Genomic DNA, 25579 nt, shown 5'->3' with positions numbered 1-25579 from the left:
CCAGCGTTCAATCTGAGCCATGATCAAACTCTTCAGTTAAAATCATTTCGAACTTTATAAGTAAAGTTCTTAAACTTGGCTCATCAATTTTCTGACAAATATTTCTCAAATAAACTTCGAGTAATTTCTACCATTCAATCAATGAAAATAATTTCGATCAATCAACCAGTAAAAATCCACACAAGTTGTTCTTCATAATCTCTTAATGATCTTCTTGCCACTTCGTCAGTAGCAAGCTAGGTCGGCTATATTACTCTCTATCTCTAGAAAGTCAACCAGTAATGAAAATTATTTTTAAACTTTCTTTCTAAAACCTAACTCAACCATTTCATGCTAAGTTACTGTTTTATCAGAAGTTTTAATCTTCATCACCGCCGATGGATGTGCATTCTACAGTATTTCAGGGGGCTTGCAACCCCATTTTTTAAACTTTACAAACGCATGTTTATTTTATAATCCATAAAATTCATAAGTTGCTGTTTTATTTATAAAAATTATTTTAATAAAAGTTTGAGTTATTATTTAATGCAAAACAAAACAATATTAACTTACTGATAAACATGAATTTAAATTACTACCATAAACAAAAAGCAGGAAAAAACTCCTGCTTTTTGTTTGTTTTCAGTTCAAATTAGAATTTCATACTGATTCTTGCCCAGTAATTCCGTCCGATATTATTAAATTGCTCATTGGCAGCAAATCCAAAACCGGAACTGCCCATCTTGTTCAAATGCTCGGCATAGGTACGGTCCAGTACGTTATCGACACCCACAGAAAGATCCATGTTGTCATTTACATGATATGTACCATTTAAAGAGAGAGTACCAAAACCAGCACTTTGCTTAAGATCATAGCCGACAATATTGCCTTCACGCTCACTAATTCGGTTCTGACCATCGACCAGGCGCCAGTAGGCACCCAAAGTATAGTTATCCTGGATATAACGTAAATTTACCCGAGCTTCCAAAGGTGAAATCTGTGGCAACGGCGTATTGTCACTGGTATTTTCACCCCAGGCATACATCGCACTCAGATCAGCCTGAATCGCATCAGTAAACTGATATCCGATTCCGACTTCTGCACCTGCCACTGTTGCATCTACATTTCGGCTATGTGCTTCTAACATTCCCATATTACCTGTTGGCAAGTAAGTCGTGAGGATGTAATCATTGATCACACCTGCATATGCCGATGCCCATGAACTGAAATTACCATGTTCATGCTGGTAGCCAATATCCAGCTGTAAAGTTTTTTCAGTATCAATGTTCTTAAAGGTATTTGGATGACCATTGCCTGATTTTGGACTGAACAGCTCCCAGTAATCCGGCATACGTTCGACATAGCCAATACCCATATAAGTCTTGCCATCATCATGGTCTGGATGCTGATTCTCAAAACGCAAAAAAGCGCTTGGTAAAGTTTTTTTACGCTCCTGGTTTGACTCCACTGCTTCTACTTTGACCTGATCCAGACGCAGGCCACTCACCAACTTATGATTATCACTGACCTCATAACTGAGCTCACCGAAACCACCGATCGACTGGAACTCCATATCTTTAATACGTGGCTTATTCTGATACGCTGTCATCAGATTTCCGTTACGTTTGCTATGCTGATTATTCTGGCTGTCGATACCTGTAATCAGCTGTAATTTATCCCATTCACTGGTCACGGCCATACGCGCATTCAATGTCTTACGCGCTACATTGGTGGCCATAGGCATACTCATCATACCGCCAGGCTTGAACTCGCGCAGACTATAGTTATCCATGACATGGTCATTAAAATTGTAGTTTACCTGTGCTTCAATTTTCTTGATCACATCGCTGACATTTCTCTTTTCAACACGCAAACCCAGACTTTCACGGGCAAACTTGGAGCCATCCATTGCACGGCCGGCATACACAGCTTCACCATCCGCCTTGCCCCCGGTCAACTCTACCCAGGTATCGCTATCCGGTGTCCAGCCTAATGCAATGTCGGCATTCCAGCGCTCCCAATCGGAAGGAACAGTCGTGCCATTACCATCTTTATAACTGTCTGAAACAGAGCGGCTGGTATTCAGGCGGATATATTTCTTTTCATCACCAGCAGCTGCTTCAATATTCTGGTCCAGACGGCCAAAAGATCCCATTAGTACACTGGCCTGACCGCGATAATGTTGATCTTCCCCAAACTGTTCAGGTGTACGTTCAAAAATGACGGTTGCTGCCGAACCGGTATTGGCATATTGAACCGTTTGCGGGCCTTTAATCACTGAAATACGATCATAACTTTCTGGAGAAATATATGAAGTGGGCGAATCCATCCGGCTTGGGCAGGCACCGAGGTTTTCAGTGCCATCAGTCAGGATTTTAATGCGTGAACCGAACATACCACGAAAGGTCACATCGCCATTGGTACCTGCTCCGCTATTGACCGAACTAAAACCTACAATACTTTGCAGATAATCTGCGCCATCAGTTGCTGGCACTGGCTGAATCGGCTGTTTTGGATCAGCACGAACAATCAGACCATTGGCATCATTACCGGCAGTTGAAGTCACCACAATCGGTGCCATGGTTTGTACTGGCATGGCTTCATTTGCCAACACCATCGAAGAATAACAAGCAACACAAATCGCAGCCGCAAGGGGCTGTAAAGAAAATTTAGGCTGAGCCATTTTCTATCTCACTGAATACATAAATTGAACACGGCCTAAGTCAGTAAAGACCCAGGCAAAACAACGTGGATTTATGCAAACAGTGGCGGTGCCCGTCCCTGCGGGATTAAAAAGAGTCGTTGAAGGATAAACCAGACATGCTTAAAGGCTTGTTCAAAAGCCAATAGTCTGACCTGAATTCGATCCAGGACTTCTTTCACTTCAAGCTCAGGCGGCAAAACCAGGTTGCCATAGACAGTACAGTACTGACACTGATGACTGGCATCGTGTTCATGCGCCATGGAGTCTGAGGAAATAGGATGCTGATCAAGGTGATGATGGGCAGAATGTTCAGAATGAACATGAGAAGAAACTAAAAGGGCGCGCGTGATGGTTTCACAGACCGGAGCAACCTGATATTGCTTCGGCAGCAAAGGCTGTAAGAACACAGCAATCTGTAGAAATACCGCCACAAAGGAAAGTAGCAGACCTCCCCGCAGGACCATAGGCAAACCCTTGAATTTGTCTGGGCTAAGTATAACAAAGCCCAATCGAAATTGGGCTTGTTGAAGCATAAAAATTGCTTGGGAAAAGAGTCCTAGCGTTTAACTGCAACTTTTTCTTTATTGCGCTGGCGAACCAGTTTTTCTACTTTTTCACGGGCACGCTGACGTTTCAATGGCGACAGATAATCCACAAAAAGTTTACCATTTAAGTGATCCATTTCATGTTGGATGCACACAGCGAGAAGTCCATCAGCCTCTTGTTCAAAGGGTTGACCATCCAGACCAATTGCCTCGATTTTTACGCGTGACGGACGCTCAACTTTATCGTATATTTGAGGAACTGATAGACAGCCCTCTTCATAAGGCTGTGTTTCTTCAGTCAATGGTGTGATTTTGGGGTTAATGAACACCATGGGTTGATCTTTGTTTTCAGACAGGTCCATCACAATCAGCTGAATATGACGATCAACTTGGGTCGCGGCGAGTCCGATGCCTGGCGCTTCATACATGGTTTCAAACATATCTGCAGCGAGCTGACGAATTTCATCAGTAACTTCTTCGACTGGTTGTGCAATGGTACGAAGACGGGGATCCGGGAAACTTAAAATAGGTAATAAGGCCATACTGCGTCCTCAATTATGCCATTGATCAAAAAACCAAATGAAGGGAATGCTTCATCAAAAAAATGTGTGTAAGATCGTTATTATAACGCAACTACGCACATAATTTTAGGAATTATGATAATGAAAAAGGTTTTGAAGGGCATGCCATTTTTTAGTGCCTTGGGGTTAAAAAATCAAATGCTCGCACTGGCAGTTTGTGTCGGAGTGAGTATGGGGACAATGTATTCAGCCGAGGCAGCTCCTGCCCGTAACGTCAATCCACCTGCTTTAAAAGCCAGTGCACCCAATGTCTACGTGGTCAAAAAAGGCGATACATTGTGGGATATTTCAAAACGTTTCTTAAAAAATCCGGTGCGTTGGCCAGAAATCTGGGCCAGTAACAAGCACGTGAAAAATCCACATTGGATTTTCCCGGGTGACCGCCTGTTGATGTGTGACTATCAGGGCCGTCCAATTATTGGTAAAGACGAAGGTGATGGCTGTGAAGGTATCATCAGTCGTTATATCGGTAGTACTTCATTACAACCACAGGTTCGCGTTGAATCTTTAAATAATACGATTCCAGTGATTCCACTGGCGCATATCCAGCAATGGCTGGAACGCTATACCATTGTGGCAGCAGATTCAGTTCAGGGTACGCCTTACATTCTCGGCACTGCAGACCAGCGCGTATTGGCAGGTAAAGGCCAGAAGGTCTATGCACGCGGGAATGGTCTGGTGGTTGGCCAGCGTTATGCGGTATATCGTGAAGCAGACCCTTATGTCTTTACCGATGCCAATGGCAAGAAATACACGGCTGCTCTAGAGTTGCAACAGGTTGCTTCCGGAATCGCAGTACGTGGCGAAGGTGATGTCACCACGCTGGAATTGACAGATAGCTATAATGCCGAAGTGCGTCGCGGTGACCGTGTATTGCCTGAATACGATCCGATGTTACCTACCCTGTTCTATCCAGTGAATGCAGAAAATACGGTTGCTGGTGGTCAGATTGTGCGTGTACTGGGTTCAATTGGTACTGCTGCGCGTCATAGTGTCGTAACGATTGACCGTGGTACAGCACATGGGGTTCAGACTGGTCATGTCTTCAGCGTAAACCAGAAAGGTGAAGTGGTGACTGATCCGAAAACCAAAGAGCGCGTACAGCTTCCAGGTGAGCGCATTGGCAATCTGATGGTCTTTAAAACTTTTGACCAACTGAGCTATGCTTATGTGCTGGAAAGTGAGTTACCTATCAAGGTGGGTGCCAATATTCAAGCGCCATTGTTAGATGAATAATAGATTGATCTAACTTTACAACTGAAAGAATAAGAAGACACACATATAGGTCTCGATATGCTGAACTCGTTATCACGCGTGCAACTGGAAACACTGACGTTATGGTATCTGGTTCAGCATTCTCTTTCGAGCTTCTATAAAATCAGTCAGCATTATTCAAGTCTGACCACAGCCCTACAGCCTGATCAGGTGCCCACCTGGCAGGCGCTTGGCATTCATGCCAATCATATCCAACGCTTGAAAGACTTCTCGCTTCCAGAATCACAACAGAAATTTCAGCGCTGTCTGGAAAAAGTTCAACGAGATAGTGATTTCATCCTGCTCTATCATGATCTGCATTATCCGCAGCAACTCAGCCACTATGTAGACAAACCACCAATTATTTTTGGTCAAGGTCAGCCGGATACATTGCTTCAGGCTCAAATTGCGGTTGTAGGAAGTCGCAAGCCGAGTCCTCATGGCCGGCAAGTAGCTTATGATTTTTCCTTTTATTTGAGTGAACAGGGTTTCTATATTAATAGTGGATTAGCACAAGGTATAGATGAAGCAGCACATCGGGCAGGATTGAAACATCAGGGTACCATTGCAGTGATGGGGACTGGACTGGATCAGACCTACCCTTCTCAACATGCACAATTGCGCCAGGAGATTATTGCGCATGGTGGTGCGGTCATTACCGAGTTTCTGCCAGAGACTCCACCCTTGCAGCATCACTTTCCACGGCGTAACCGGATTGTCAGCGGTTTAAGTCTCGGAGTCATTGTGGCTGAAGCGACCTTAAAAAGCGGCTCTCTAATTACGGCCAAACTGGCTGCCGAACAAGGCAAAACCGTATTTGCCATTCCGGGACATATTTATAGCGAATATCATAAGGGTTGCCATCAGCTGATTCGTGAAGGCGCGATTCTAATTGATCACCCGCAACAGGTGATTGAAGAACTGGCTTTGGCGACCCAATGGCAAGCCTTACAAAATGAAGTACAACATGACATGGCGGATGAACTTCCTGCACACATACCGCCTCATCTGCTCAGACTTTATAACCAGTTAGACTGGGTCGGACAGGATCTGGATCATCTCAGTCATCATCTGCAACAGGATGTCTCTTCTCTGACCAGTCAATTGATGGAACTAGAGCTACTTGGCTTTTGCACCCAGCAAGCCGGCATGTATCTACGTTGTCGTCCACATAAATAAGGTTCACAATAGACACTTCTTGTTTTGATAAGGTATACACATGATCACCACCTCTGTTGCCGAAGCAGCTGAATGTCTCAAAGCTGGACAGGTCTTGGCATACCCTACAGAGGCTGTTTGGGGTTTAGGTTGCGACCCCTATAATGAACAGGCATTTCACCAGATTTTAACCTTAAAACAGCGCCCGATTGAAAAAGGCGTGATTTTACTCGCAGCTCATATTTCACAAGTGGAACATTTACTTCAGGATCTAAGTGAAGAAATGCGTGAAAAAGTAATTGAGTCTTGGAGTAATGATCGACCTACAGACCGGGCAACCACCTGGTTACTCCCTGCCAATGACGATATTCCAGGCTGGATTAAAGGCAAACACCCTAAAGTGGCAGTGCGCGTGACCACTCATCCTCTTTGTGTAGCCTTGTGTCAGGCTTTTGGCGGTTTTATTGTTTCAACCAGTGCCAATCCTGCCGGCTTAGAACCTGCACGTTCCCTGCAAGATGCCATGCGTTATTTTGGTCAGGACCTAAATTATCTGAATGGCGATCTGGGACTGAGCCAGAAACCAAGCCGGATTATTGATGCTGTAACAGGTGAAATTATTCGTGACTGAGCCTTTGCTCAGTCATTTTTCTTTTCAAGCCGACTAAAGTTTTAAGACAAAAAAAAAGCTCAACCATATAGGGATGGTTGAGCATAAAAAAGGATGTGTATTATCACATCCAGAGGGTCTGTAAATCTCTGGGAGTTTGATAAATCTAGGTTTTTTCTGATTCATCATTCTCGATGCGGGCATTATGCGAGAAATCCGTCACAACAGCAAATATAATAAAACAATTTATTAATACATTTTTTCTATTAAAAATATTTAAAATTTAATCAAAATTCAAAATATCTTGCTATTTTTGTTTCAGTTTTAAAATGAAGTTAATTTTTAATAATTTATTTTTATATCCATAATCACTAAATTTAAGGAATAATACTGTAAAAATAATGTAATCATTTATTCAAATATTAAACAAATAAAACTTTAACTCTTTATTTGATCGCTTAAACCTTGGGTTTAGCAGGGTATTGCGCCAATAAAATACCTACTAGAATAATGGCACCACCAATGCTATGGTAGATTGTCCAGGCTTCAGATAACCATAAATAAGCGATTAACGCCGTAAAGACCGGCATCAAATTCATAAAAATACTGCTGCGGTTTGGACCAAGTTGTTGTACAGCCATCATCCATAAGAATGGGGCAGCAATAGAAGGAAAAATTCCGGCATAAATAATACTTGCTGCGTTATTACTATTAATAGCATCCAGACCTGAGTACAACACTAAAGGAATGTGATAGAGAACGGCCAAAAAAATCTGCATATACAGACTAACCAATAGCGGAATCTGGATCTGCCATTTTTTGAGCAAAACGCCATAACAAGCATAGAAAAATACCGCAATCAGCATCAGCAGATCACCAATATAACGATCTCCTGCATCGAGTAAATGTGCCCATTGCCCCTCCCCCATCACATACATCAGACCAATAAAAGACAAAATACTGCCAATCACTGCCATTAAGGTGGGGCGAACATGTAAAACAAAGATCCCAACAATAATAGTAAAAATCGGAATAAAGGCATTAATCAGGCCCATATTGGTGGCACTGGTATAATGTGCTGAGGTATAAGCCAGCCCTTGATACAACACCATGCCCAATGCACTTAAGACAGCCAGATGCCCCAGATGTGGTCGAATTTCTGGCCAGGCTTTGCGAACCTTAGGCCACATTAACGGCGTTAAAATCAGCAGAGCCAGAACCCAGCGATAAAAACTGATACTTAAGGGAGAAATATAATCCGCTACATAACGGTTAACGGTCATATTCAATGACCAGATCAGGACCGCAGTCAAGGGAAGCAGCATGGCCCACCACATTGTTTTTTGCTGCTGCGTCATAACTTCATCCCTGTCTCTATCTATTGTTAATCTATGCTTCTTGGCAAGTGCCTAAGCATAATTGATTTTTCAACTAAAATTAATGCTATTTGTAGCCGGCCAGTAAGCATTTCACTGATTCCGACTTGTACTGTATTTAAATACCCGTTAAAACAAATAGCCCTCATTCATTTAATAAAAAGGAAATCCGATGAGCACTTCTGTGTATGACATTCCGGTAAAAACGATTCAAGGAACGGACACGACGCTGAACCAGTATCAAGGCAAAGTCTTACTGCTGGTAAATGTGGCATCAAAATGCGGCCTCACTCCACAATACGAAGGCTTGCAAAAACTCTATGATGATAAAAAAGCCGAAGGACTGGAAATCTTAGGCTTCCCTTCCAATGATTTTCTGGAACAGGAACCTGGAAGTGAAAAGGAAATTCAGGACTTCTGTTCCCTGAACTATCAGGTGGATTTCCCGCTGTTTGCTAAAATTCCGGTCGTGGGTGAAGCTAAACATCCTTTGTATGCCACTTTGACTCAGGCTGTGCCAGAACGTATTGGTGAAGGTCCATGGTGGAAAGATCTGGTCGACTATGGCCTGACTCCAAATGAACCGCCTGAAGTCCTCTGGAACTTTGAAAAATTCCTGGTGAACAAACAGGGGGAAGTCGTTGCACGTTTTGCACCGGATATCACGGCAGATGATTCACGCCTGCTGGATGCAATCAATGCTGAGCTTGCTAAATAAGTCTTTTTAAATAGGTCGGTTGCAACTGATGACCAGTTTAGCCGACCTGGCTCATAGGCATAAACATTGAATTTCATATTTTTTTCACAAACTTATCTAAAATTTATGTTTGCTGAAACCGCCCAGACCCGATAAAACATGAGTCTATTTCCATAACAATTCGAGCAAAATAATATGAGCCAGTCCATTTATGAGATTCCGGTAAAAACCGTCACTGGAGAAAATACGACTTTGTCCAATTATCAGGACAAAGTCCTGCTGATTGTAAATGTCGCATCGAAATGTGGTTTAACCCCACAATATGAAGGACTGCAGAAACTTTATAATGAGAAAAAAACCGAAGGACTGGAAATTCTGGCTTTTCCTGCGAATAACTTTAAAGGTCAGGAACCGGGCACAGACGAGGAAATCCAGCAGTTCTGCAGTCTGAACTACAATGTGGATTTCCCGCTATTCTCCAAGATCTCTGTCGTGGGTGAAGATCAGCATCCTCTTTACCATTATCTGACCCAAGCTCAGCCGCAACGTACAGGCGGCGAAGATTTTGCAGAGCGCCTGAAAAGTTTTGGCAATACGCCAAATGAATTACCAGAAGTGCTGTGGAACTTTGAAAAATTCCTGGTCAACAAGCAAGGTGAAGTGGTCGCGCGTTTTGCACCAAATATTCCAGCAGATGATGCTCGCTTGCGAGATGCGATCAATGCAGAATTGGCTAAATAATTTGTAACAGTAATGTAAGTATCTATTTCAATAATAGATACTTATTCTTTATATTAAAATCAAATACTTACAACCAGATTTACTTAACTCTAAAATCTCCATGATTTACGCTTAATTTTTATTTTTCTACAACACTTCATTCCATATTTATCAATGAGTTAAGCCTAATATGCAGTTATCCCAAGAGAGATAACGATAGGTTCAAAACATGAAAAACTTAGTAAAAGCAGTCGTATTTTCATTATCTAGTACACTTGTGGCGACTTCAGCTTTTGCTGCAGCTCCAGAGCATCACTCGCAACACCATCAGCCACAAAAAACGCATGTTCAGCAACAGTATCACGCACAGCATAAATCTCCTGCACACGCTCAACAGCATAAACAGGTACATAAGAAAATAGATCCTTCACGCGATTGGCGCGTAGGTCAAAAAGTACCAGCTCAGTTCCAGAGCAAAATGTACAAGGTAGATCACAGCAAATACAAAAAGCTCAGCAAACCTGGTAAAAACCAGCAATGGATCAAAGTAAATGGTGACTATATCCTGACCAATGTGATGAGCCATAACATTATCAAAATTATTGCAGGATAAGTTTTATCCTCCTCGGTGAAAAAGAGTGCTTCGGCACTCTTTTTTAATGTCTTAATCTTTTGTATTCAAAATATTTGTTATGACTTTGCAACAATCTTTTTTATCTCCACATTTTATTCTTATAGTCATGCATTAGAACCACCTGCTCCGAGACCACGATTTTATGTCCAAGATTCTTGTAAATGCTCTTCTTCCTTTTGCCCTATTTAGCTCAGGCATTTTATTAATGGGCTGTGAACAAGCGACCGAAGCACCGGTCGAGCAAGAACAAAGTACGCTTTCTACTGATCTTGAACCTGTACAGCAAAGTGATCGCACGACGACTGCGCAAACAGAGCTGAAGTCTGGCAATATGTTTTATATGGTGCGTGATGTAGCTGATCTGCAATTCAAGGCAGGGAGTTATGTTGAACAGTTAAAACAAACCCAAACTGATCTGCAAACTGCGGTGGATACTAAAGATACCGAGCAACTGCAAGCTACAGCAGGCAAGTTACAACAACAGTTGACAGGCTTTAATCAGGCTTTAGGTGAACTGAATTTAAAAAGTCAGGAAATTGATCAGGTACGTAGCAATATTATGAGTGCCAATCAACAGATTCTGGCTTTTCCTTTACTGAATGGCCAAGTCGATTTCAGTCAGGTTGATTTAAAGAAAATTGAAAGCCAGATGGTTAGTGTGCAAGCTGAAATGCTTAAACTGGCAGGCATGCTGATTCAAAACTCAGATAAAGATGCTTCATCAGAAGCTGAAACAGAAAATACTTGATTTACGCTGATATCTCGTTCAAAAAGAAGCCACTGTTTAAGTGGCTTCTTTATTTTAGAAATTAAATATTATTTTTTTGGGCTTTTTACGACAACCAGACGTTTCTGCACAAATTCTTTGAAACCATCAATTGAAAGTTCATGACCATAACCTGAATTTTTGATCCCGCCAAATGGCAGCTCTGGCGCAGTATCGGTATACCAGTTGATCCAGATCATGCCAGTTTCTACACGTGAAGCCAGCTTTTTCGCCCGCTCAATATTTTGTGAATGAATCACGCCTCCGAGACCATAATTAGAATCATTGGCAATCGATACAATTTCATCTTCATCTTTTGCGACATAGATCTGTGCCACAGGACCAAAGAATTCTTCATACCAGGCCGGATTATCACGGCTGATATTTTCCAGAATAGTTGGCTGATAGAAATTACCTTCATGCTCATAAGGCTTACCACCAGTCACGACTTTCGCGCCATTCTCTACTGCCTTATCAACCTGCTTGGTCAGTTTTTCCAACGCATCTGCTGAGGACAGTGGGCCAAGTGTAGTTTCAGAATCCAACGGATCACCAATTTTTAAGCCTTCAAAGACCTTGATCATGCCCGATTTAAATTGTTCCGCAATTTTCTCATGCAGGATAAAACGTTTAGCTGCTGTACAAACCTGCCCCGTGTTATTAACGCGTGCCTGACAGCCGATTTTGATCGCTTTTTCCAGATCAGCATCATCCAGCACAATGAATACATCATTACCGCCTAATTCTAGTGTCGATTTGGTGACATGTTTCCCAGCTTGCCCTGCTACTGCACGCCCTGCGCCTTCTGAACCTGTGAGAGCAACGCCTTGTACACGCGGATCCGCGATAATATCTGCGACCTGATCGCTACTGATAAACAAGTTAGTCCACACACCTTTCGGTGCGCCTGCATCCAGAATCAACTGTTCAAAGGCTTCAGCACATTGCGGAACAATGCTGGCGTGCTTGGCTACCACAGGGTTACCAATCGCGCAGTTTGGGGCAAAGACACGCATCAACTGATAAAAAGGAAAGTTCCAGGGTTCTACTGCCATGATGATGCCTAAGGGATGATGCTCTACCCATGCTTCTCCTAGTTCCGTTTCATAAGAAACTGGCGCTAAAAACTCTTTGGCATGATCTGCATAATACTCAGCAATTTTGGCACAGCTTTCGATCTCACCTTCACTCTGCTTGATCAGCTTACCCATATCCAGTGTCATGATTTTAGCCAGTTCTGACTTGCGTTCCCGCATATTTTTTGCCAGTTTGCTAAGTACCTCAATCCGGGTATCTACTTGTTGAGTCCAATCCGACTTCAGGATTTTTTCTGCGGTATCCAAGGCATTTTGGATATCTTGATCAGTGTGTGACGGATAATCTTTTAATTTCTGGTTGTTAAAGGGGTTAATGGATTGATAACTCATAATTAGATCCCTGCTTGGCCAATTCAATTTTTATAAATGGATAACAACGTGATTTGCGTCGTGACAGAGGTAGTAGAACCGTGAAACTTTTTATTGAATAAATCTGAAAAGCTTAAAGACGCCATATCAACTTAGCATTGTTTTTTTCTGACTATGACTTTGCTTACAGATTGGTTCAAAAGATTACGCAGCGCAGGTAAAAGTTATATCGAGTGGTACAAATTAGAGCCATATAGTTTTCTTAAAATAATTATTCATAAGGCTAAAATCTGGTAACTTTTTTCAAAATAGTTTTTATATAAAAAAACCACCCTTTCGGGTGGTTTTTTCAATCTTAAACCAGCAATTACATTGCACGGTTTTTGATTTTGCGGATCGTTTCCAGCTGAGCAGCAGTTTCTGCAAGAGCAGCCAAAGCAGCAGCAGAGTCCAAATCGCTCTTTTGATTTGCTAGCAATTGTTCAGCGTGTTTACGCGCTTCAATAATTGCCGCTTCATCCAAGTTTTCTGCACGGACTGCTGTATCAGCAAGAACCGTAACAACATGCGGTTGAACTTCTAGAACACCACCAGATACATAGATTAATTCTTCTGTACCGTTTTCCAAAATAACGCGGATCGCGCCAGGTTGGAGCAAAGTTACCAGCGGAGCGTGACCAGGCATAATACCTAACTCACCGCCAGCACCTTTAGCAATTAGCATAGTTACAGTGCCTGAGTACAAAGACTCTTGAACACTTACAACGTCACATTGCATAGTCGCCATGAGAATCTCCTAAATTAGGGAACTAATTAAAGTTTCTCAGCTTTAGCAATCACTTCGTCAATACCACCAACCATGTAGAACGCTTGTTCTGGGATGTGATCGTATTCACCAGCTAGAAGACCTTTAAAGCCACGAATCGTTTCTTTAAGCGGTACAAGTTTACCAGGAGCACCAGTAAACACTTCAGCTACGTGGAACGGTTGAGAGAAGAAACGTTGGATCTTACGTGCACGGTATACAGTAAGTTTGTCTTCTTCTGACAATTCGTCCATACCAAGAATTGCGATAATGTCTTTCAATTCTTTATAACGTTGAAGAACGTTTTGAACTGAACGAGCGATTTCGTAATGCTCAGTACCAACTACAAGTGGATCTAGCTGACGTGAAGTAGAGTCAAGTGGATCAATCGCAGGGTAAATACCTTGAGAAGCGATGTCACGGCTCAATACAACAGTTGCGTCCAAGTGAGCGAACGTAGTTGCAGGCGATGGATCTGTTAAGTCATCGGCAGGTACGTATACCGCTTGGATTGACGTAATAGAACCAGACTTAGTAGATGTAATACGTTCTTGAAGAACACCCATCTCTTCTGCAAGAGTCGGTTGGTAACCTACTGCAGATGGCATACGGCCTAGAAGTGCTGATACTTCAGTACCCGCTAGTGTATAACGATAGATGTTGTCGACGAACAATAGTACGTCACGGCCTTTACCGTTTTCGTCTTTTTGATCACGGAAGTACTCAGCCATAGTCAAACCAGTCAACGCTACGCGTAAACGGTTACCTGGTGGCTCGTTCATCTGACCGTAGACCATTGCTACTTTGTCAAGAACGTTAGAGTCTTTCATTTCGTGATAGAAGTCATTACCTTCACGAGTACGTTCACCAACACCAGCAAACACAGATAAACCTGAGTGCGCTTTCGCGATGTTGTTGATCAACTCCATCATGTTTACAGTTTTACCAACACCGGCACCACCGAACAGACCAACTTTACCACCTTTCGCGAACGGGCATAGTAAGTCGATGACTTTAATACCAGTTTCTAGAAGGTCAGTAGAAGCCGCTTGTTCTGCATAAGAAGGCGCTTGACGGTGAATTGGTAAACGCTCTTCAGTCGCAACAGGACCAGCTTCGTCGATCGGGCGACCAAGAACGTCCATGATACGGCCAAGAGTCGCTGTACCTACTGGTACAGAGATCGGAGCGTTAGTGTTAGTTACGTTCAAACCACGCTTAAGGCCTTCAGTAGAACCCATTGCAATAGTACGAACTACGCCATCACCAAGTTGTTGCTGAACTTCTAATGTAGTTTCAGTACCGTCAACTTGGAGAGCGTCATAGATCTTAGGAACGCTGTTACGTTCAAACTCGACGTCGATAACCGCGCCGATGATCTGAATGATACGACCGCTACTCATTGCTGTCTCCTCAATTCAAACTAATATATGTTAAACGGCAGCGGCACCACCAACGATCTCAGAAATTTCCTGAGTAATCGCGGCTTGACGCAGCTTGTTATAAATAAGTTGCAGGTTCTTGATCAATTCACCCGCGTTATCAGTTGCAGCTTTCATTGCAACCATACGAGCAGACTGCTCACACGCGATGTTTTCGATCACACCTTGATACACCACAGACTCGATGTAACGAACCAACAAGCCATTTAAAAGCTCTTCAGCTTCAGGCTCGTAGATGTAATCCCAACCGTATTGACGGTTAAGCGTCTTGTCTTCTTCAGCAGCTGCCAAAGGAACAAGCTGTTCGATCTTTTGGTTTTGAGTCATGGCGTTGACAAAGCCGTTAGAAACCAGATAAATACGATCTAATTCGCCTTTATCATAAGCGTCTAACATCACCTGTACAGAACCAGATAACTGTTCAAGACTTGGAGTGTCGCCCACTTGAGTGGTCGCACCAAGCACTTTACCGCCGTAGTTTTTAAAAAACGAAACCGCTTTTTGACCAATCAAAGCAAATTGAACTTCAATTGACTGCTCTTGTTGCTGTTGAACGTGTTTTACCACTTTCTTGAACAGGTTAATGTTCAAACCACCAGCAAGGCCACGATCTGAAGACACAATGATATAGCCAACGCGCTTAACAGGACGTTCAACCATATAACGGTGTTTATATTCAGGATTCGCTTGTACCAAATGAGCAATTACACGGTGCATATTTTCGGCATACGGACGGCCTTGTGCCATGCGCTCTTGCGCACGACGCATCTTAGAAGCTGCTACCATCTGCATCGCGCGAGTAATTTTCTGCGTGCTTTTGATACTAGCTACTTTGGCGCGAATTTCTTTTAAATTTGCCATACGCTTAACCTAGTATTCGAAGGCCCTTACGAGCCCTCGAAGGTTGATTCCGTGAACCAAACCAACACCAATCTAGCAAGTTGCTAAATTAGTAAGTTTGAGTCGCTTTGAATTTTTCAATACCAGCTTTGAATTCAGCTTCGATATCTTTATCCCAAGCACCAGTCTCGTCAATTTTTTGCATTAACGCAGCGTGTTCTGAACGGAAGTAAGCAATTAACGCAGCGTCAAAGTCTACGATTTTCTTCACTTCTACGTCAGCCATGTAGCCTTCGTTAGATGCATAAACTGATACAGCTTGGTCAGCGATTGAGTATGGAGCATATTGTTTTTGCTTCATAAGCTCAGTTACGCGTTGACCGTGTTCAAGCTGTTTACGAGTTGCTTCGTCAAGGTCAGAAGCGAACTGAGCAAACGCTGCCAATTCACGGTACTGTGCAAGTGCAGTACGGATACCACCAGACAATTTCTTGATGACTTTAGTCTGCGCAGAACCACCAACACGAGATACAGAGATACCCGCGTTCACAGCAGGACGGATACCCGCGTTGAACAATGATGTTTCAAGGAAGATCTGACCGTCAGTAATCGAAATTACGTTGGTTGGTACGAATGCAGATACGTCACCTGCTTGAGTTTCAATAATCGGCAATGCAGTTAATGAACCAGTTTGGCCTTTAACTTCACCGTTAGTGAATTTCTCAACGTAGTCAGCAGATACACGAGAAGCACGTTCAAGTAGACGTGAATGTAGATAGAACACGTCACCTGGATAAGCTTCACGACCTGGTGGACGACGAAGAAGCAATGAAATTTGACGGTAAGCAACAGCTTGTTTAGACAAGTCATCATAGATGATCAGAGCGTCTTCACCGCGGTCACGGAAGTATTCACCCATTGTACAGCCAGAGTATGGAGCCAAGAACAGCATTGCTGCTGGATCGGCTGCAGCTGCTGCTACAACAGTTGTATACGCCATAGCGCCAGTTTCTTCCAGCTTACGTACTACGTTTGCAATAGTTGATTGTTTTTGACCAACTGCAACGTAGATACATTTAATGCCAGAGTTTTTCTGAGCGATGATCGCGTCGATCGCCATAGCTGTTTTACCAGTCTGACGGTCACCAATGATCAACTCACGTTGACCACGGCCTACTGGGATCATTGTATCTACTGATTTATAACCAGTTTGTACAGGTTGATCCACTGATTGACGCCAAATTACGCCTGGTGCTACTTTTTCAACAGCATCAGTCAGTTTTGCATCAATAGGGCCTTTACCATCAATCGGGTTACCCAAAGCGTCTACGACACGGCCAAGAAGTTCAGGACCAACCGGAACTTCTAATACACGACCTGTACAACGAGCTTTTTGACCTTCTTGAAGGTTTAAGTAGTTACCTAAAACAACGACGCCCACTGAATCCTGTTCTAGGTTCAGTGCCATACCGTATAAGCCGCCGTCGAATTCGATCATTTCACCGTACATTGCATCAGCAAGGCCGTGAATGCGCACAATACCGTCGGATACCATAACAATGGTACCTTCGTTTTTAGCGGTCGCGCTGGTGTCCAGATCGCCGATACGCTGTTTAATGAGCGCACTGATCTCGGATGGATTCAGTTGTTGCATTGCGCTATACCTCAATCTTTTTAAAGTTCAGTCTTCTTATATGCAATTAAGCTAGAAGACGAGTACGCATTTTTTCAAGCTTATTAAGCGCAGAATCATCTATCACTTGGTCGCCTGCACGAATAACCACACCCGCGATTAATGCCGGGTTAACTTCTACAGAAACGTTTACTGCTGCATTGAATTTTTTCTCTAACGCATGAGTAAGAAGTTGTTCCTGTACAGAAGTCAACGGGAATGCTGATTCAATTACAACATCCACAGTATTGTTATTCTGTGATTTGAGCTGTTCATATTCTGCAGCGATTTCAGGAAGCAAAGCCAAACGTGCGTTTTCAGCAAGCATAGTCAAAAAGTTTGACACTGCAGGCGTTTGGTCTTCGCCTAAAACTTTAGCAAAAAGTGCCACCTGCTCAGCAGGTGTCAACTCAGGGCGATTTAGATAAGCTGAAAATGCTTCGTCTTGCACCGCAGCACTGAGCAATTCAAGTGCAGTTGACCAAGAGTCAGCTGTACCTTGCTCAGAAGCGTAAGCAAATGCTGCTTTAGCGTAAGGGCGTGCCAACGTCAAGAGTTCAGCCATAATCCGCCTCTCTTAAAGTTTAGCAGCCAGCTGAGTCAGCATGGCATTGTGAGCTTCTGCGTCAACTTGCTGGCTAAGAATTTTCTCAGCACCAGCAACTGCAAGAGCAGCCACTTGTTGACGTAATTCTTCGCGAGCAGCATTGATTTCAGTATCAACAGCTTCTTTAGCTTGTTGACGAATACGCTCACCTTCAGCTGATGCTTGGGTACGAGCTTCTTCGACCAATTGCGCTGCACGACGGTTCGCTTGTTCGATCAATTGAGCCGCTTGTGCTTTTGCCGCGTCCAGTTCAGCTTTCACTTGTGCTTGCGCATCTGCAAGGTCAGCCTTCGCTTTTTCAGCAGCATTTAAGCCATCAGCGATTTTACGCTGACGTTCACTAATCGCATTGATTAGTGGTGGCCATACAAACTTCATGCAGAATGCGACGAAAATCGCAAACGCAATCGCTTGGCCAAACAATGTGAGGTTGATATTCATTGCAAATTCCTCAAATAGTGAATTTCGGAATTAAGCTGATTAACCTACAAATGGATTAGCGAAGATGAAGAACAAGCCAATACCAACACCGATCATAGGCACAGCATCAAGAAGACCCGCGATTAAGAACATACGAGTTTGAAGTTGTGGAGCCAATTCTGGTTGACGAGCTACAGCTTCAAGGAAACGGCCGCCTAGAAGACCAAAACCAATCGCAGTACCTAAAGCACCGAAAGCGATCAAGATAGCAGATGCAATTGCAACTAGACCTAAAGTGAGTTCCATGATAATTCCTCAGAGGTTAGGTTTATACCAAATTAAGTTAAAAAATTGTGCCCAACCATCCCGTGACAGTTAGGCAATACCATTAATGCTTTTCGCTTGCCATGCTCAAGTATACGATAGTCAGCATCATGAAAATGAATGCTTGTAGCGTAATAACAAGAATGTGGAAGATCGCCCAAGGCACAGATAACGCCCACTGGATCCAGAACGGTAATAACGCGATAAGAATGAAGATTAACTCACCCGCATACATGTTACCGAATAGTCGTAGAGCCAATGAAACTGGACGTGCAAGGAAGGTTACCAATTCCAGAATCAAGTTCACTGGAATAAGGATCGCTTTTGCAACTGGGTTACTTGGGTTAAATGGGTTAAGTGCTAGTTCACCAACGAAGCCGCCAACACCTTTTTCACGGATGCTGTAGAACAAGATAAGTGCAAATACAGACAATGACATACCAAGGGTAATGTTAGGGTCAGTAGATGGAACGATCTTGAAGTATACGTGGTGTGGATCAATACCAAACAGGCCACCAATCACGTGTTGAGCGACATAAGGAATCCAGTCAACCGGGATAAGGTCCATCAAGTTCATGAGGAAAATCCACACGAAGATGGTTAGCGCTAGTGGAGCGATCAAACGCGATTTACCATGGAAGGTATCGCGTACACTTGAGTCAACAAACTCGATAATCATTTCGATTGCAGACTGGAACTTGGTAGGAACACCAGAGTTTGCAGCTTTCGCTACGAGCCAGAATAACAAGCAGAAAATGATACCAAGGCCGATTGACCAACCCATTGAATCCAAGTGAATAGCAGTGAACCCCATCTGTTGAGCTTCAGCACCGTTCTCAGCCAATTTCCATGTACCGTCTGGCATTTTGCCATAGGTCATATTGGTCAAGTGATGCTTGATATACTCGGTCGAAGTAAGGGCATGTTCTTCAGCAGCCATAAATCACACCTGGTCAATGTCAAAAAACTATAGAACAAACGAATATCGCGTGCTGCTTGATATCTCGCCTGCTCCTAAAAAAACTTTTCAATTTTTTGTTGTGTTTAAACTCGTTTTTGTAGACGTGACACCCAAAAAGGAGCGACCCACGACATGGCTTGAACGAGCATAAAACCACAAAACAACGCAACCGGGGATAACGGCTTGACATTGCTTAAAATTAAAATGAAACCAACAATCACAATTGCAAACTTGCCCATCAAGCCTTTATACATGTTCGAAAGAACCTGCTTAGATGCCCGGGCTCCTGCCGCTCGAAATGATTGCCATGAAAAATAACAACTCGCAAGCCAGCAGACGAACGCCCCCAAAGCGGCACTCAAGGCTACGGTTGAGTCTTTCACGACCCAGCCAATCAAGGCTGAAACAGGAATCATTAATGCTTGTAAGAGGACTAAAGCTTTCGCTAATCGTCGGTCAATCAAGCGACTAGTTCGGCTCATTATTTATTCACTCACAGCAAGCATGCTTGACAAGTTTAGCTGATGATTATTTTTAATCGCAGGCATTATAGAGTTACACCCCTGAACATGCAATCTTTTCCCGACCTTAGTCGTGTTTTTTTCAACAGATCAAATGCTGGCAAACTAATCAAAACTTGATTATTTTTAAATCATTGATGGGCATTTAACACACATTTACGGGTTTGCTCGGCCAATTTCTGCCAGGCCTGGATAAAGTCCCCTGCCCCACTCATGCTTTCATCGACACTCTGGAACACAATCGGTTTCAGTTTTCGGTACTGATTTTCACCAGCATGCGCTTCTGCCAGCAGACACATTTTGCTCTGCACACGAGTGTCTTGCAGATATTTGATTTGCGCCACGGTTGGTGACACATGTGGGTCATCGGTTAAAGCTCCCATAAACTTCAGATTCAATGGGCGTTCCAGATATTGATAGGCATCATGATAGGACCAATAAGGTCTGGCTTTACTTGTAGAACTATAACGCTGTGCAGTCAAAAACATGGTTTGGGCAAATTCACGCGCATTTTTCCAATAGGCTTCCCGATGCTCAGGCAGCTGCTGAGAACGTAAGGCTGCAATAAAGAAACCGATACGTACTGCATTATTGGGATCGAGCCAAACATGAGTATCGACGGTATCTTTTAAGGCCTGCCCACGTGGATTACGCATTGGCAAAGTGGTCAGAATACCCGAATCTAAAATCGCGATACTTTTATTGTTATTGTTCAACACTTTTGCCAACGGTGCTTCATGTGCCTGCCCTAACCAGATCACCAGACCAGCATCCTGAATCGTTTTACGGTGTGCCGGGGTCAGGCTGACATCATGACCGCTTTGATTGGCCAATAATAAAGTCGGCTGTTCCACGCCTTGAGTAATGGTCTTGGCAATCAGATAAATCGGCTGCGTTGAAACCACCAAACTTTGCGACCAGCTAAGGGTACTGAACAAAGCCAGACTACACAGGGCAAGGAAACGGAACATGAAGAGAAATCACTATATAAGGACAAATTTAATAGTGTTATAATATAACAAAATCACAAAAATACCTATGCCCAATCGAAACTCTGGGCGCTTCATGTTAAGATTTGAAATCTTTTAATTTTCAGTTTCGCACCTGAGGTGAACTATGGGTTCATGTTCGCACGAACACCACAATGCATTGCACGGCGTACACGACCATCCAAATGTCGCGCAACGTCTGGCCGAAGCAGAGAGTCTTTGTGCGGCAAGTGGCGCACGCCTCACTCCTTTACGCAAAGAGGTACTGGAACTGATTCTGAATGCAAGCGGCCCGATGGGTGCGTATGACCTGCTGGCACAAATGAAAAATGCCAGCGACCGTCCCGCTGCCCCACCGACCGTGTACCGTACACTCGACTTTTTATTAGAAAAAGGCTTTATTCACCGCCTGACCTCTATTAATGCCTATATTCCCTGCTGCCATCCGCGTGAAGGCCATCAGGCGGCATTCTTGATTTGTACTGAATGTAAAGCAGTCAAAGAAGCATCTGCACAAGGTTTATTAGAACAACTGGATGCCTTGGCGGCTTCAGATGATTTTAGTGCACACCACAGCATTATCGAAATTTCAGGAATCTGTCAGCAGTGTCGCAACAAAGCTTGAATGCATCTCCCTTGATCCAGCTTTCCAAGATCTGGGTCAATATTGATGATCGTGACATTTTAAAGGCCATTGATTTCTCTTTGCAGGAGAAAGAGATTGTTACGCTGATTGGTCCGAACGGTGCCGGTAAGTCGACCTTAATAAAGGTCATGCTTGGGATCGTCAAACCGAAATCCGGTGAAATCAAAACGGCGCGCAAGCTAAAATTCTCTTATGTGCCACAGAAATTCAATCCTTCACATAGTCTGCCACTACGTGTCAAAGACCTGTTAGCTCTAGAAAAATGCCCTGCGGATATTACGGCAGAAATCATCCGTGATACCGGCATTGCCAAACTGGAAAATTCTAAAGTACAACAGCTTTCCGGCGGTGAACGTCAACGTGTGTTGTTGGCTCGCGCCTTATTACGTCAGCCGGATATTCTGGTACTGGATGAACCGATGCAGGGTCTAGATATTCAGTCTGAGGCTGAACTGTATGAATATGTGCGTAGCCTGCCGGAAAAATATGGCTGTGCCATTTTAATGGTCTCGCATGACCTGCAATGGGTGATGCAAGGCACGCATCGCGTGGTTTGTCTGAATAAGCATATCTGTTGTAGCGGCCTGCCAGAAAGTGTGCAGCAGCATCCAGAATATCAGGCCATCTTCGGTACTAACCGGGTATTCTACCAGCATCATCATGATCACTGTGCCCATGGTGACTCCGCGACACCTTGTCAGCACGATTCACGTCCCCACATTCACCCCGAGCCGGAAGCTTAAGCCATGATGGATTGGTTATCTCTCCTATTACCTGCATGGATTATGGGAACACTCTTGGTGTTCCTGACCGCACCACTCGGCTGTCTGATGCTGTGGCGCCGTATGTCTTTCTTTGCAGATACCATGGCACATGGTACTTTGCTCGGTGTTGCAATTGCTGGTGCGATGAGCCTGCCACTCTGGATGGGTGTCAGCTTTATTGCAGTCTTATTGGTCGCTGTACTTTGGGTACTGTATGACCCACGCTTGCCAAATGATGCGCTGCTTGCACTCTGCTCCGCCACCCTGCTCTGTTCAGGGCTGTTATTCATTCAGCATTTACCGAATTTAAGACCGGAACTGCTTAGCTATTTGTTTGGTGATCTACTCACCATTTCATGGACAGATCTTCCTACTTTTGCCGTCGTGATTATCTTGGCATTGGCCGTTCTATATAAAAGCTGGCAGGCACAAATCCAAATTGCAATTGATCCTGATATGGCGATCAGTGAAGGGGTGAATGCAAAACTGCAACGTCTGATCTTTATGCTGTTATTGGCATTGTTTACTGTATTGGCATTACGTGCGGTCGGTTCACTCTTGATGGGTGCATTGCTGGTGATTCCAGCTTTGACGGCTCGCCTACTGGCAAATTCTCCTCGTCAAATGGTGATCTGGGCTTTTGTGATTGCACAAATTGGTGTGACAGTCGGACTCTGGTCAAGTGCAGGTCTGAATACGTCAACAGGTCTGACCATTGTGCTGACCATGTCAGTGCTGTTTGCCGCTATTTTTATCCTACAGAAGTTTAAAAAACTGGCTTAAGGCATGGCAGGCAAATTTTATCTGATCAGTGCCTGCTTGCTCGGACACAAGGTCCGTTATGATGGTCGCGACTGTCTGGTAAAAGAGTTGGTCGATTATTTATTGCCGGATCAATATGTCACGATTTGCCCTGAAGTCAGTGGTGGTTTGCCTATACCCCGACCTGCAGCAGAGATTCAATCTGGCGATGGTCGAGAGGTGCTGCTGTACCAAGCTCATGTTATAGATATAAATGGTACAGATGTTTCCGATGCCTTTATCAAAGGCGCCTATGCCGCTTTAGATCTTGCCCAAAGATTTCAAGCGACACATGCCATCCTCAAAGCCAATAGTCCATCTTGCGGCAGCAAGCTGATTTATGATGGTTCATTTACTGGGAATAAAATTCAGGGTGATGGCGTGACGGCTGCATTATTTAAACAGCATGGTATGGAGGTCATGACTGAAGATGAATTTTTACAGATGATTCTTTAAGAGATCGTTGAATTCCCTCTCCTGTAAGAAGAGGTTCTCCTACTGATGCACTAGACTCAATAAAAATGCGGCTCCAGCGAACAAGCTGGCAAAAGTTCGATTCATGACTTTCTGCTGTTTTGGCGATTTCAGAAGACGCAGAACCTTGGCAGCCAGACCGGTATAGCCTGCCATCACGATCAGATCAATCGTTACCATAGTCGCGGCCATAATCACATATTGAATCCATTGCGGTTTAGATAAGTCCAGAAATTGCGGCAATACTGCCAGCAAAAATACAATCGCTTTGGGATTACTCATATTGACCAGAAAACCGTGGATGACGAGTTTCCCAGCTGATTTTCGTGCGAGTTCATGTTTAATTTCAATCGACTGCGCTGGTGCTTTCCACTGCAAAAGGGCCAGATACAGTAAATAGGCAACCCCAAACCATTTCACAGCAAGAAATGCCCAAGGTGTAGTCGCGAACAATACCCCTGCCCCGGCAGCCACAATAGCAATTTGAACCAATAGGGCGAGTTGCAGGCCGAGCGCATTCCAGTATCCATGTCGAAAGCCATAATTCAGTCCGCTCGACATTGAAGCAATAGCACCCGCACCTGGGGAAATACTGATCACCCAACAGGCTAACATATAAGCAAACCAGACTTGATAGGACATAGAGATTTAACTCATTCAAATTCAGGATCTAATTATATGACTTTTCCAATATTTTCAGCCAAAAAAATTGCTTAAACATCAGACTGCATACTATTCACTCTATAGCGCTTCAGGCACAATAGCAGGATTGGATACAGAAAATTTATTACAGGAGCCATGAATGACAGCCCAATCTGTAATTTTGCCATTACCTTCAGATCATGCTCGCTTTATTGTTTTACGCCTGAAAGATCTCAGTATTGAAGATTTTAAGGAACGATTAAAACAGCTATTTACGACACGCGATCGCCTGATTACCCAACATCCGAATGCGCAAATTAAAACGGCTGTCGCTTTTGGTCCTGAACTCTGGTCAAAATTGTATGAACAGGCACCTGCTGGTTTTAAACAATTAGAGCCAATTCAAGGTTCATTTAATATGCCTGTGGTACCGGCAGATGTGCTGATCCATATTGCCAGTGCGCGTGCCGATATCTGTTTCGCCTTGAGTCAGTCTTTCTTTGAAGGTATTCGCGATCAGGTTGAAGTACTAGATGAGCGTGTTTGCTTCCGTTACTTTGATGGCCGTGATATTACCGGTTTCATTGATGGGACTGAAAATCCGCAATTCCCGGATGATCGAGCTGAAGTGGCTTTACTGGGTGAAGATGCTGGCATTTTCCAAGACGGTTCATTCATTTTTGCACAGCGTTATGCGCATAACCTGGATAAATGGAAGAAACTCAAAGTCGATGCTCAAGAACAAGTGATGGGTCGTACCAAACTTGAATCGATTGAACTCGAGGATGAGGTAAAACCTGCCAATGCGCATATCGCTCGTACTGTCGTTGAAGATGAGGGAGGCGAGGAAATGGAAATTCTACGTCACTCTCTGCCTTATGGAGATGGTCGTGGTGACCAAGGTCTATTCTTCATTGCTTATACCAAAGACCTGAAAATCATTGATGCCATGTTAGTGCGCATGTTTGGTACATCAGGCGATGGGATCCATGACCGCTTGCTACACTTCGTGACTCCAATGGATGGTGCGTATTACTTTGCGCCGAGTGAGGAATTGCTGGAAGAGGTTTTGGAAGGGTAAAATTTATAAGGTCGGTGATTGCTACATTCTCCATAATGTAGCAATCTAAAAAATTATTTTTTAAGAAAATTTCTATAATTAATATTTTCACACCCTAGAGTAAATGTTAAGCACTTTAAATCTGAATCTAAAATCAATTTATAGTCATTAATTTTCCTGT

The 25579-nt window shown here is 43.6% G+C and carries 28 protein-coding genes; 12 read left to right on the top strand and 16 right to left on the bottom strand.

What is annotated here, in order from left to right; all coding sequences use genetic code 11:
• Positions 1 to 631 precede the first annotated feature (631 nt).
• The 3 genes from FTV34_RS14405 to def form a co-directional block, all read right to left on the bottom strand.
• Positions 632 to 2662, bottom strand: a complete 2031-nt coding sequence (locus FTV34_RS14405; protein WP_180034229.1) for a TonB-dependent copper receptor — start codon at positions 2660 to 2662, stop codon at positions 632 to 634.
• Between the two features lie 71 nt (positions 2663 to 2733).
• Positions 2734 to 3147 carry a DUF2946 family protein gene (locus tag FTV34_RS14400; protein ID WP_179992706.1) on the bottom strand — a complete coding sequence of 138 codons (414 nt, stop codon included), beginning with the start codon at positions 3145 to 3147 and terminating at the stop codon, positions 2734 to 2736.
• A gap of 92 nt (positions 3148 to 3239) precedes the next feature.
• Entirely contained in the window at positions 3240 to 3770 is a 531-nt protein-coding gene (gene def, locus FTV34_RS14395; RefSeq protein ID WP_004780730.1) for a peptide deformylase, read from the bottom strand.
• Positions 3771 to 3890: 120 nt separating this feature from the next.
• Here def and FTV34_RS14390 point away from each other — a divergent pair, with 120 nt between their 5' ends.
• From FTV34_RS14390 to FTV34_RS14380, 3 genes are read left to right on the top strand one after another with little or no spacing between them, the layout of a single operon-like run.
• A complete protein-coding gene (locus FTV34_RS14390; RefSeq protein WP_180034228.1) occupies positions 3891 to 5045 on the top strand; it encodes a LysM peptidoglycan-binding domain-containing protein in 1155 nt (384 codons plus the stop codon).
• A 57-nt stretch (positions 5046 to 5102) separates the two neighbouring features.
• On the top strand, positions 5103 to 6242 hold the full coding sequence (dprA, locus tag FTV34_RS14385) for a DNA-processing protein DprA (protein WP_180034227.1): 1140 nt from the start codon (positions 5103 to 5105) through the stop codon (positions 6240 to 6242).
• Between the two features lie 40 nt (positions 6243 to 6282).
• A complete protein-coding gene (locus FTV34_RS14380; RefSeq protein WP_034171542.1) occupies positions 6283 to 6852 on the top strand; it encodes an L-threonylcarbamoyladenylate synthase in 570 nt (189 codons plus the stop codon).
• Positions 6853 to 7289: 437 nt separating this feature from the next.
• Here the strand turns inward: FTV34_RS14380 and FTV34_RS14375 are convergent, their stop codons facing one another.
• Positions 7290 to 8189: a DMT family transporter gene (locus tag FTV34_RS14375; RefSeq protein ID WP_180070641.1), complete on the bottom strand. Its 900-nt coding sequence runs from the start codon at positions 8187 to 8189 to the stop codon at positions 7290 to 7292.
• A 190-nt stretch (positions 8190 to 8379) separates the two neighbouring features.
• Here FTV34_RS14375 and FTV34_RS14370 point away from each other — a divergent pair, with 190 nt between their 5' ends.
• The 4 genes from FTV34_RS14370 (at position 8380) to FTV34_RS14355 (ending at position 11006) form a co-directional block, all read left to right on the top strand.
• A complete protein-coding gene (locus FTV34_RS14370; RefSeq protein WP_166139365.1) occupies positions 8380 to 8925 on the top strand; it encodes a glutathione peroxidase in 546 nt (181 codons plus the stop codon).
• A gap of 174 nt (positions 8926 to 9099) precedes the next feature.
• Positions 9100 to 9645, top strand: coding sequence for a glutathione peroxidase (locus FTV34_RS14365; RefSeq protein ID WP_180018515.1), 546 nt, complete (start codon positions 9100 to 9102; stop codon positions 9643 to 9645).
• A 208-nt stretch (positions 9646 to 9853) separates the two neighbouring features.
• Positions 9854 to 10237: an RcnB family protein gene (locus FTV34_RS14360; RefSeq protein WP_034171538.1), complete on the top strand. Its 384-nt coding sequence runs from the start codon at positions 9854 to 9856 to the stop codon at positions 10235 to 10237.
• Between the two features lie 163 nt (positions 10238 to 10400).
• Positions 10401 to 11006, top strand: a complete 606-nt coding sequence (locus FTV34_RS14355; protein WP_180070639.1) for a hypothetical protein — start codon at positions 10401 to 10403, stop codon at positions 11004 to 11006.
• A gap of 68 nt (positions 11007 to 11074) precedes the next feature.
• Here the strand turns inward: FTV34_RS14355 and FTV34_RS14350 are convergent, their stop codons facing one another.
• The 11 genes from FTV34_RS14350 to FTV34_RS14300 form a co-directional block, all read right to left on the bottom strand.
• Positions 11075 to 12451 (bottom strand): NAD-dependent succinate-semialdehyde dehydrogenase, encoded by a 1377-nt coding sequence (locus FTV34_RS14350; RefSeq protein WP_180070637.1) that lies wholly within the window; start codon positions 12449 to 12451, stop codon positions 11075 to 11077.
• 346 nt (positions 12452 to 12797) lie between these two features.
• On the bottom strand, positions 12798 to 13217 hold the full coding sequence (locus tag FTV34_RS14345) for a F0F1 ATP synthase subunit epsilon (protein ID WP_004780711.1): 420 nt from the start codon (positions 13215 to 13217) through the stop codon (positions 12798 to 12800).
• Between the two features lie 26 nt (positions 13218 to 13243).
• On the bottom strand, positions 13244 to 14638 hold the full coding sequence (atpD, locus tag FTV34_RS14340; protein WP_004780710.1) for a F0F1 ATP synthase subunit beta: 1395 nt from the start codon (positions 14636 to 14638) through the stop codon (positions 13244 to 13246).
• A 30-nt stretch (positions 14639 to 14668) separates the two neighbouring features.
• The gene (gene atpG, locus FTV34_RS14335) at positions 14669 to 15538 is read right to left on the bottom strand and encodes a F0F1 ATP synthase subunit gamma (protein ID WP_004780708.1); all 870 of its coding nucleotides are present in this window, start codon (positions 15536 to 15538) and stop codon (positions 14669 to 14671) included.
• A gap of 88 nt (positions 15539 to 15626) precedes the next feature.
• The gene (gene atpA / locus FTV34_RS14330; RefSeq protein WP_180025424.1) at positions 15627 to 17171 is read right to left on the bottom strand and encodes a F0F1 ATP synthase subunit alpha; all 1545 of its coding nucleotides are present in this window, start codon (positions 17169 to 17171) and stop codon (positions 15627 to 15629) included.
• A 46-nt stretch (positions 17172 to 17217) separates the two neighbouring features.
• The gene (locus tag FTV34_RS14325) at positions 17218 to 17754 is read right to left on the bottom strand and encodes a F0F1 ATP synthase subunit delta (protein ID WP_004780705.1); all 537 of its coding nucleotides are present in this window, start codon (positions 17752 to 17754) and stop codon (positions 17218 to 17220) included.
• A 12-nt stretch (positions 17755 to 17766) separates the two neighbouring features.
• On the bottom strand, positions 17767 to 18237 hold the full coding sequence (locus FTV34_RS14320; protein ID WP_004780703.1) for a F0F1 ATP synthase subunit B: 471 nt from the start codon (positions 18235 to 18237) through the stop codon (positions 17767 to 17769).
• Between the two features lie 39 nt (positions 18238 to 18276).
• Entirely contained in the window at positions 18277 to 18522 is a 246-nt protein-coding gene (gene atpE / locus FTV34_RS14315; RefSeq protein WP_000424060.1) for a F0F1 ATP synthase subunit C, read from the bottom strand.
• An 82-nt stretch (positions 18523 to 18604) separates the two neighbouring features.
• Positions 18605 to 19480 carry a F0F1 ATP synthase subunit A gene (atpB, locus tag FTV34_RS14310; protein WP_004780701.1) on the bottom strand — a complete coding sequence of 292 codons (876 nt, stop codon included), beginning with the start codon at positions 19478 to 19480 and terminating at the stop codon, positions 18605 to 18607.
• Positions 19481 to 19584: 104 nt separating this feature from the next.
• Positions 19585 to 19983 carry an ATP synthase subunit I gene (locus FTV34_RS14305; RefSeq protein ID WP_166139355.1) on the bottom strand — a complete coding sequence of 133 codons (399 nt, stop codon included), beginning with the start codon at positions 19981 to 19983 and terminating at the stop codon, positions 19585 to 19587.
• 170 nt (positions 19984 to 20153) lie between these two features.
• A complete protein-coding gene (locus FTV34_RS14300) occupies positions 20154 to 20993 on the bottom strand; it encodes a metal ABC transporter solute-binding protein, Zn/Mn family (protein WP_180070635.1) in 840 nt (279 codons plus the stop codon).
• 145 nt (positions 20994 to 21138) lie between these two features.
• Here FTV34_RS14300 and FTV34_RS14295 point away from each other — a divergent pair, with 145 nt between their 5' ends.
• Genes FTV34_RS14295 through FTV34_RS14280 form a run of 4 tightly spaced genes read left to right on the top strand, consistent with a single transcriptional unit; the run spans position 21139 to position 23678 of the window.
• Positions 21139 to 21636, top strand: a complete 498-nt coding sequence (locus FTV34_RS14295) for a transcriptional repressor (RefSeq protein WP_005233384.1) — start codon at positions 21139 to 21141, stop codon at positions 21634 to 21636.
• Complete coding sequence (gene znuC / locus FTV34_RS14290; RefSeq protein ID WP_179992715.1) at positions 21618 to 22400, top strand: zinc ABC transporter ATP-binding protein ZnuC; 783 nt, start codon at positions 21618 to 21620, stop codon at positions 22398 to 22400. Before FTV34_RS14295 ends, znuC begins: the two co-directional genes overlap by 19 nt.
• 3 nt (positions 22401 to 22403) lie before the next feature.
• Positions 22404 to 23204, top strand: coding sequence for a zinc ABC transporter permease subunit ZnuB (gene znuB, locus FTV34_RS14285; protein ID WP_004780694.1), 801 nt, complete (start codon positions 22404 to 22406; stop codon positions 23202 to 23204).
• Between the two features lie 3 nt (positions 23205 to 23207).
• Positions 23208 to 23678: a DUF523 domain-containing protein gene (locus FTV34_RS14280; protein WP_179992717.1), complete on the top strand. Its 471-nt coding sequence runs from the start codon at positions 23208 to 23210 to the stop codon at positions 23676 to 23678.
• Between the two features lie 39 nt (positions 23679 to 23717).
• On the opposite strand, the gene FTV34_RS14275 is transcribed toward FTV34_RS14280, so the two are convergent.
• On the bottom strand, positions 23718 to 24338 hold the full coding sequence (locus FTV34_RS14275; RefSeq protein WP_179992718.1) for a LysE family transporter: 621 nt from the start codon (positions 24336 to 24338) through the stop codon (positions 23718 to 23720).
• A 160-nt stretch (positions 24339 to 24498) separates the two neighbouring features.
• Here FTV34_RS14275 and FTV34_RS14270 point away from each other — a divergent pair, with 160 nt between their 5' ends.
• Positions 24499 to 25419, top strand: coding sequence for a Dyp-type peroxidase (locus FTV34_RS14270; protein WP_179992719.1), 921 nt, complete (start codon positions 24499 to 24501; stop codon positions 25417 to 25419).
• The last annotated feature ends 160 nt before the right edge of the window (positions 25420 to 25579 follow it).

The organism is Acinetobacter sp. YH16038, assembly GCF_013417275.1.
GTDB lineage: Bacteria > Pseudomonadota > Gammaproteobacteria > Pseudomonadales > Moraxellaceae > Acinetobacter.
Note: the sequence above shows the minus strand (reverse complement) of the source record. Positions and strands in the feature narration are given on the sequence as shown.

Bases quoted from the DNA above. Each gene is read 5' to 3' on its own strand.
- FTV34_RS14365 (WP_180018515.1), top strand. From the start codon at position 9,100: ATGAGCCAGTCCATTTATGAGATTCCGGTAAAAACCGTCACTGGAGAA.
- FTV34_RS14355 (WP_180070639.1), top strand. From the start codon at position 10,401: ATGTCCAAGATTCTTGTAAATGCTCTTCTTCCTTTTGCCCTATTTAGC.
- FTV34_RS14390 (WP_180034228.1), top strand. From the start codon at position 3,891: ATGAAAAAGGTTTTGAAGGGCATGCCATTTTTTAGTGCCTTGGGGTTA.
- atpD (WP_004780710.1), bottom strand. From the start codon at position 14,638: ATGAGTAGCGGTCGTATCATTCAGATCATCGGCGCGGTTATCGACGTC.
- FTV34_RS14360 (WP_034171538.1), top strand. From the start codon at position 9,854: ATGAAAAACTTAGTAAAAGCAGTCGTATTTTCATTATCTAGTACACTT.
- znuB (WP_004780694.1), top strand. From the start codon at position 22,404: ATGATGGATTGGTTATCTCTCCTATTACCTGCATGGATTATGGGAACA.
- FTV34_RS14350 (WP_180070637.1), bottom strand. From the start codon at position 12,451: ATGAGTTATCAATCCATTAACCCCTTTAACAACCAGAAATTAAAAGAT.
- atpA (WP_180025424.1), bottom strand. From the start codon at position 17,171: ATGCAACAACTGAATCCATCCGAGATCAGTGCGCTCATTAAACAGCGT.
- FTV34_RS14375 (WP_180070641.1), bottom strand. From the start codon at position 8,189: ATGACGCAGCAGCAAAAAACAATGTGGTGGGCCATGCTGCTTCCCTTG.
- atpG (WP_004780708.1), bottom strand. From the start codon at position 15,538: ATGGCAAATTTAAAAGAAATTCGCGCCAAAGTAGCTAGTATCAAAAGC.
- FTV34_RS14320 (WP_004780703.1), bottom strand. From the start codon at position 18,237: ATGAATATCAACCTCACATTGTTTGGCCAAGCGATTGCGTTTGCGATT.
- FTV34_RS14400 (WP_179992706.1), bottom strand. From the start codon at position 3,147: ATGGTCCTGCGGGGAGGTCTGCTACTTTCCTTTGTGGCGGTATTTCTA.
- dprA (WP_180034227.1), top strand. From the start codon at position 5,103: ATGCTGAACTCGTTATCACGCGTGCAACTGGAAACACTGACGTTATGG.
- FTV34_RS14345 (WP_004780711.1), bottom strand. From the start codon at position 13,217: ATGGCGACTATGCAATGTGACGTTGTAAGTGTTCAAGAGTCTTTGTAC.
- atpE (WP_000424060.1), bottom strand. From the start codon at position 18,522: ATGGAACTCACTTTAGGTCTAGTTGCAATTGCATCTGCTATCTTGATC.
- FTV34_RS14405 (WP_180034229.1), bottom strand. From the start codon at position 2,662: ATGGCTCAGCCTAAATTTTCTTTACAGCCCCTTGCGGCTGCGATTTGT.
- FTV34_RS14380 (WP_034171542.1), top strand. From the start codon at position 6,283: ATGATCACCACCTCTGTTGCCGAAGCAGCTGAATGTCTCAAAGCTGGA.
- FTV34_RS14270 (WP_179992719.1), top strand. From the start codon at position 24,499: ATGACAGCCCAATCTGTAATTTTGCCATTACCTTCAGATCATGCTCGC.
- atpB (WP_004780701.1), bottom strand. From the start codon at position 19,480: ATGGCTGCTGAAGAACATGCCCTTACTTCGACCGAGTATATCAAGCAT.
- FTV34_RS14295 (WP_005233384.1), top strand. From the start codon at position 21,139: ATGGGTTCATGTTCGCACGAACACCACAATGCATTGCACGGCGTACAC.
- FTV34_RS14305 (WP_166139355.1), bottom strand. From the start codon at position 19,983: ATGAGCCGAACTAGTCGCTTGATTGACCGACGATTAGCGAAAGCTTTA.
- FTV34_RS14275 (WP_179992718.1), bottom strand. From the start codon at position 24,338: ATGTCCTATCAAGTCTGGTTTGCTTATATGTTAGCCTGTTGGGTGATC.
- FTV34_RS14370 (WP_166139365.1), top strand. From the start codon at position 8,380: ATGAGCACTTCTGTGTATGACATTCCGGTAAAAACGATTCAAGGAACG.
- FTV34_RS14325 (WP_004780705.1), bottom strand. From the start codon at position 17,754: ATGGCTGAACTCTTGACGTTGGCACGCCCTTACGCTAAAGCAGCATTT.
- FTV34_RS14280 (WP_179992717.1), top strand. From the start codon at position 23,208: ATGGCAGGCAAATTTTATCTGATCAGTGCCTGCTTGCTCGGACACAAG.
- FTV34_RS14300 (WP_180070635.1), bottom strand. From the start codon at position 20,993: ATGTTCCGTTTCCTTGCCCTGTGTAGTCTGGCTTTGTTCAGTACCCTT.
- def (WP_004780730.1), bottom strand. From the start codon at position 3,770: ATGGCCTTATTACCTATTTTAAGTTTCCCGGATCCCCGTCTTCGTACC.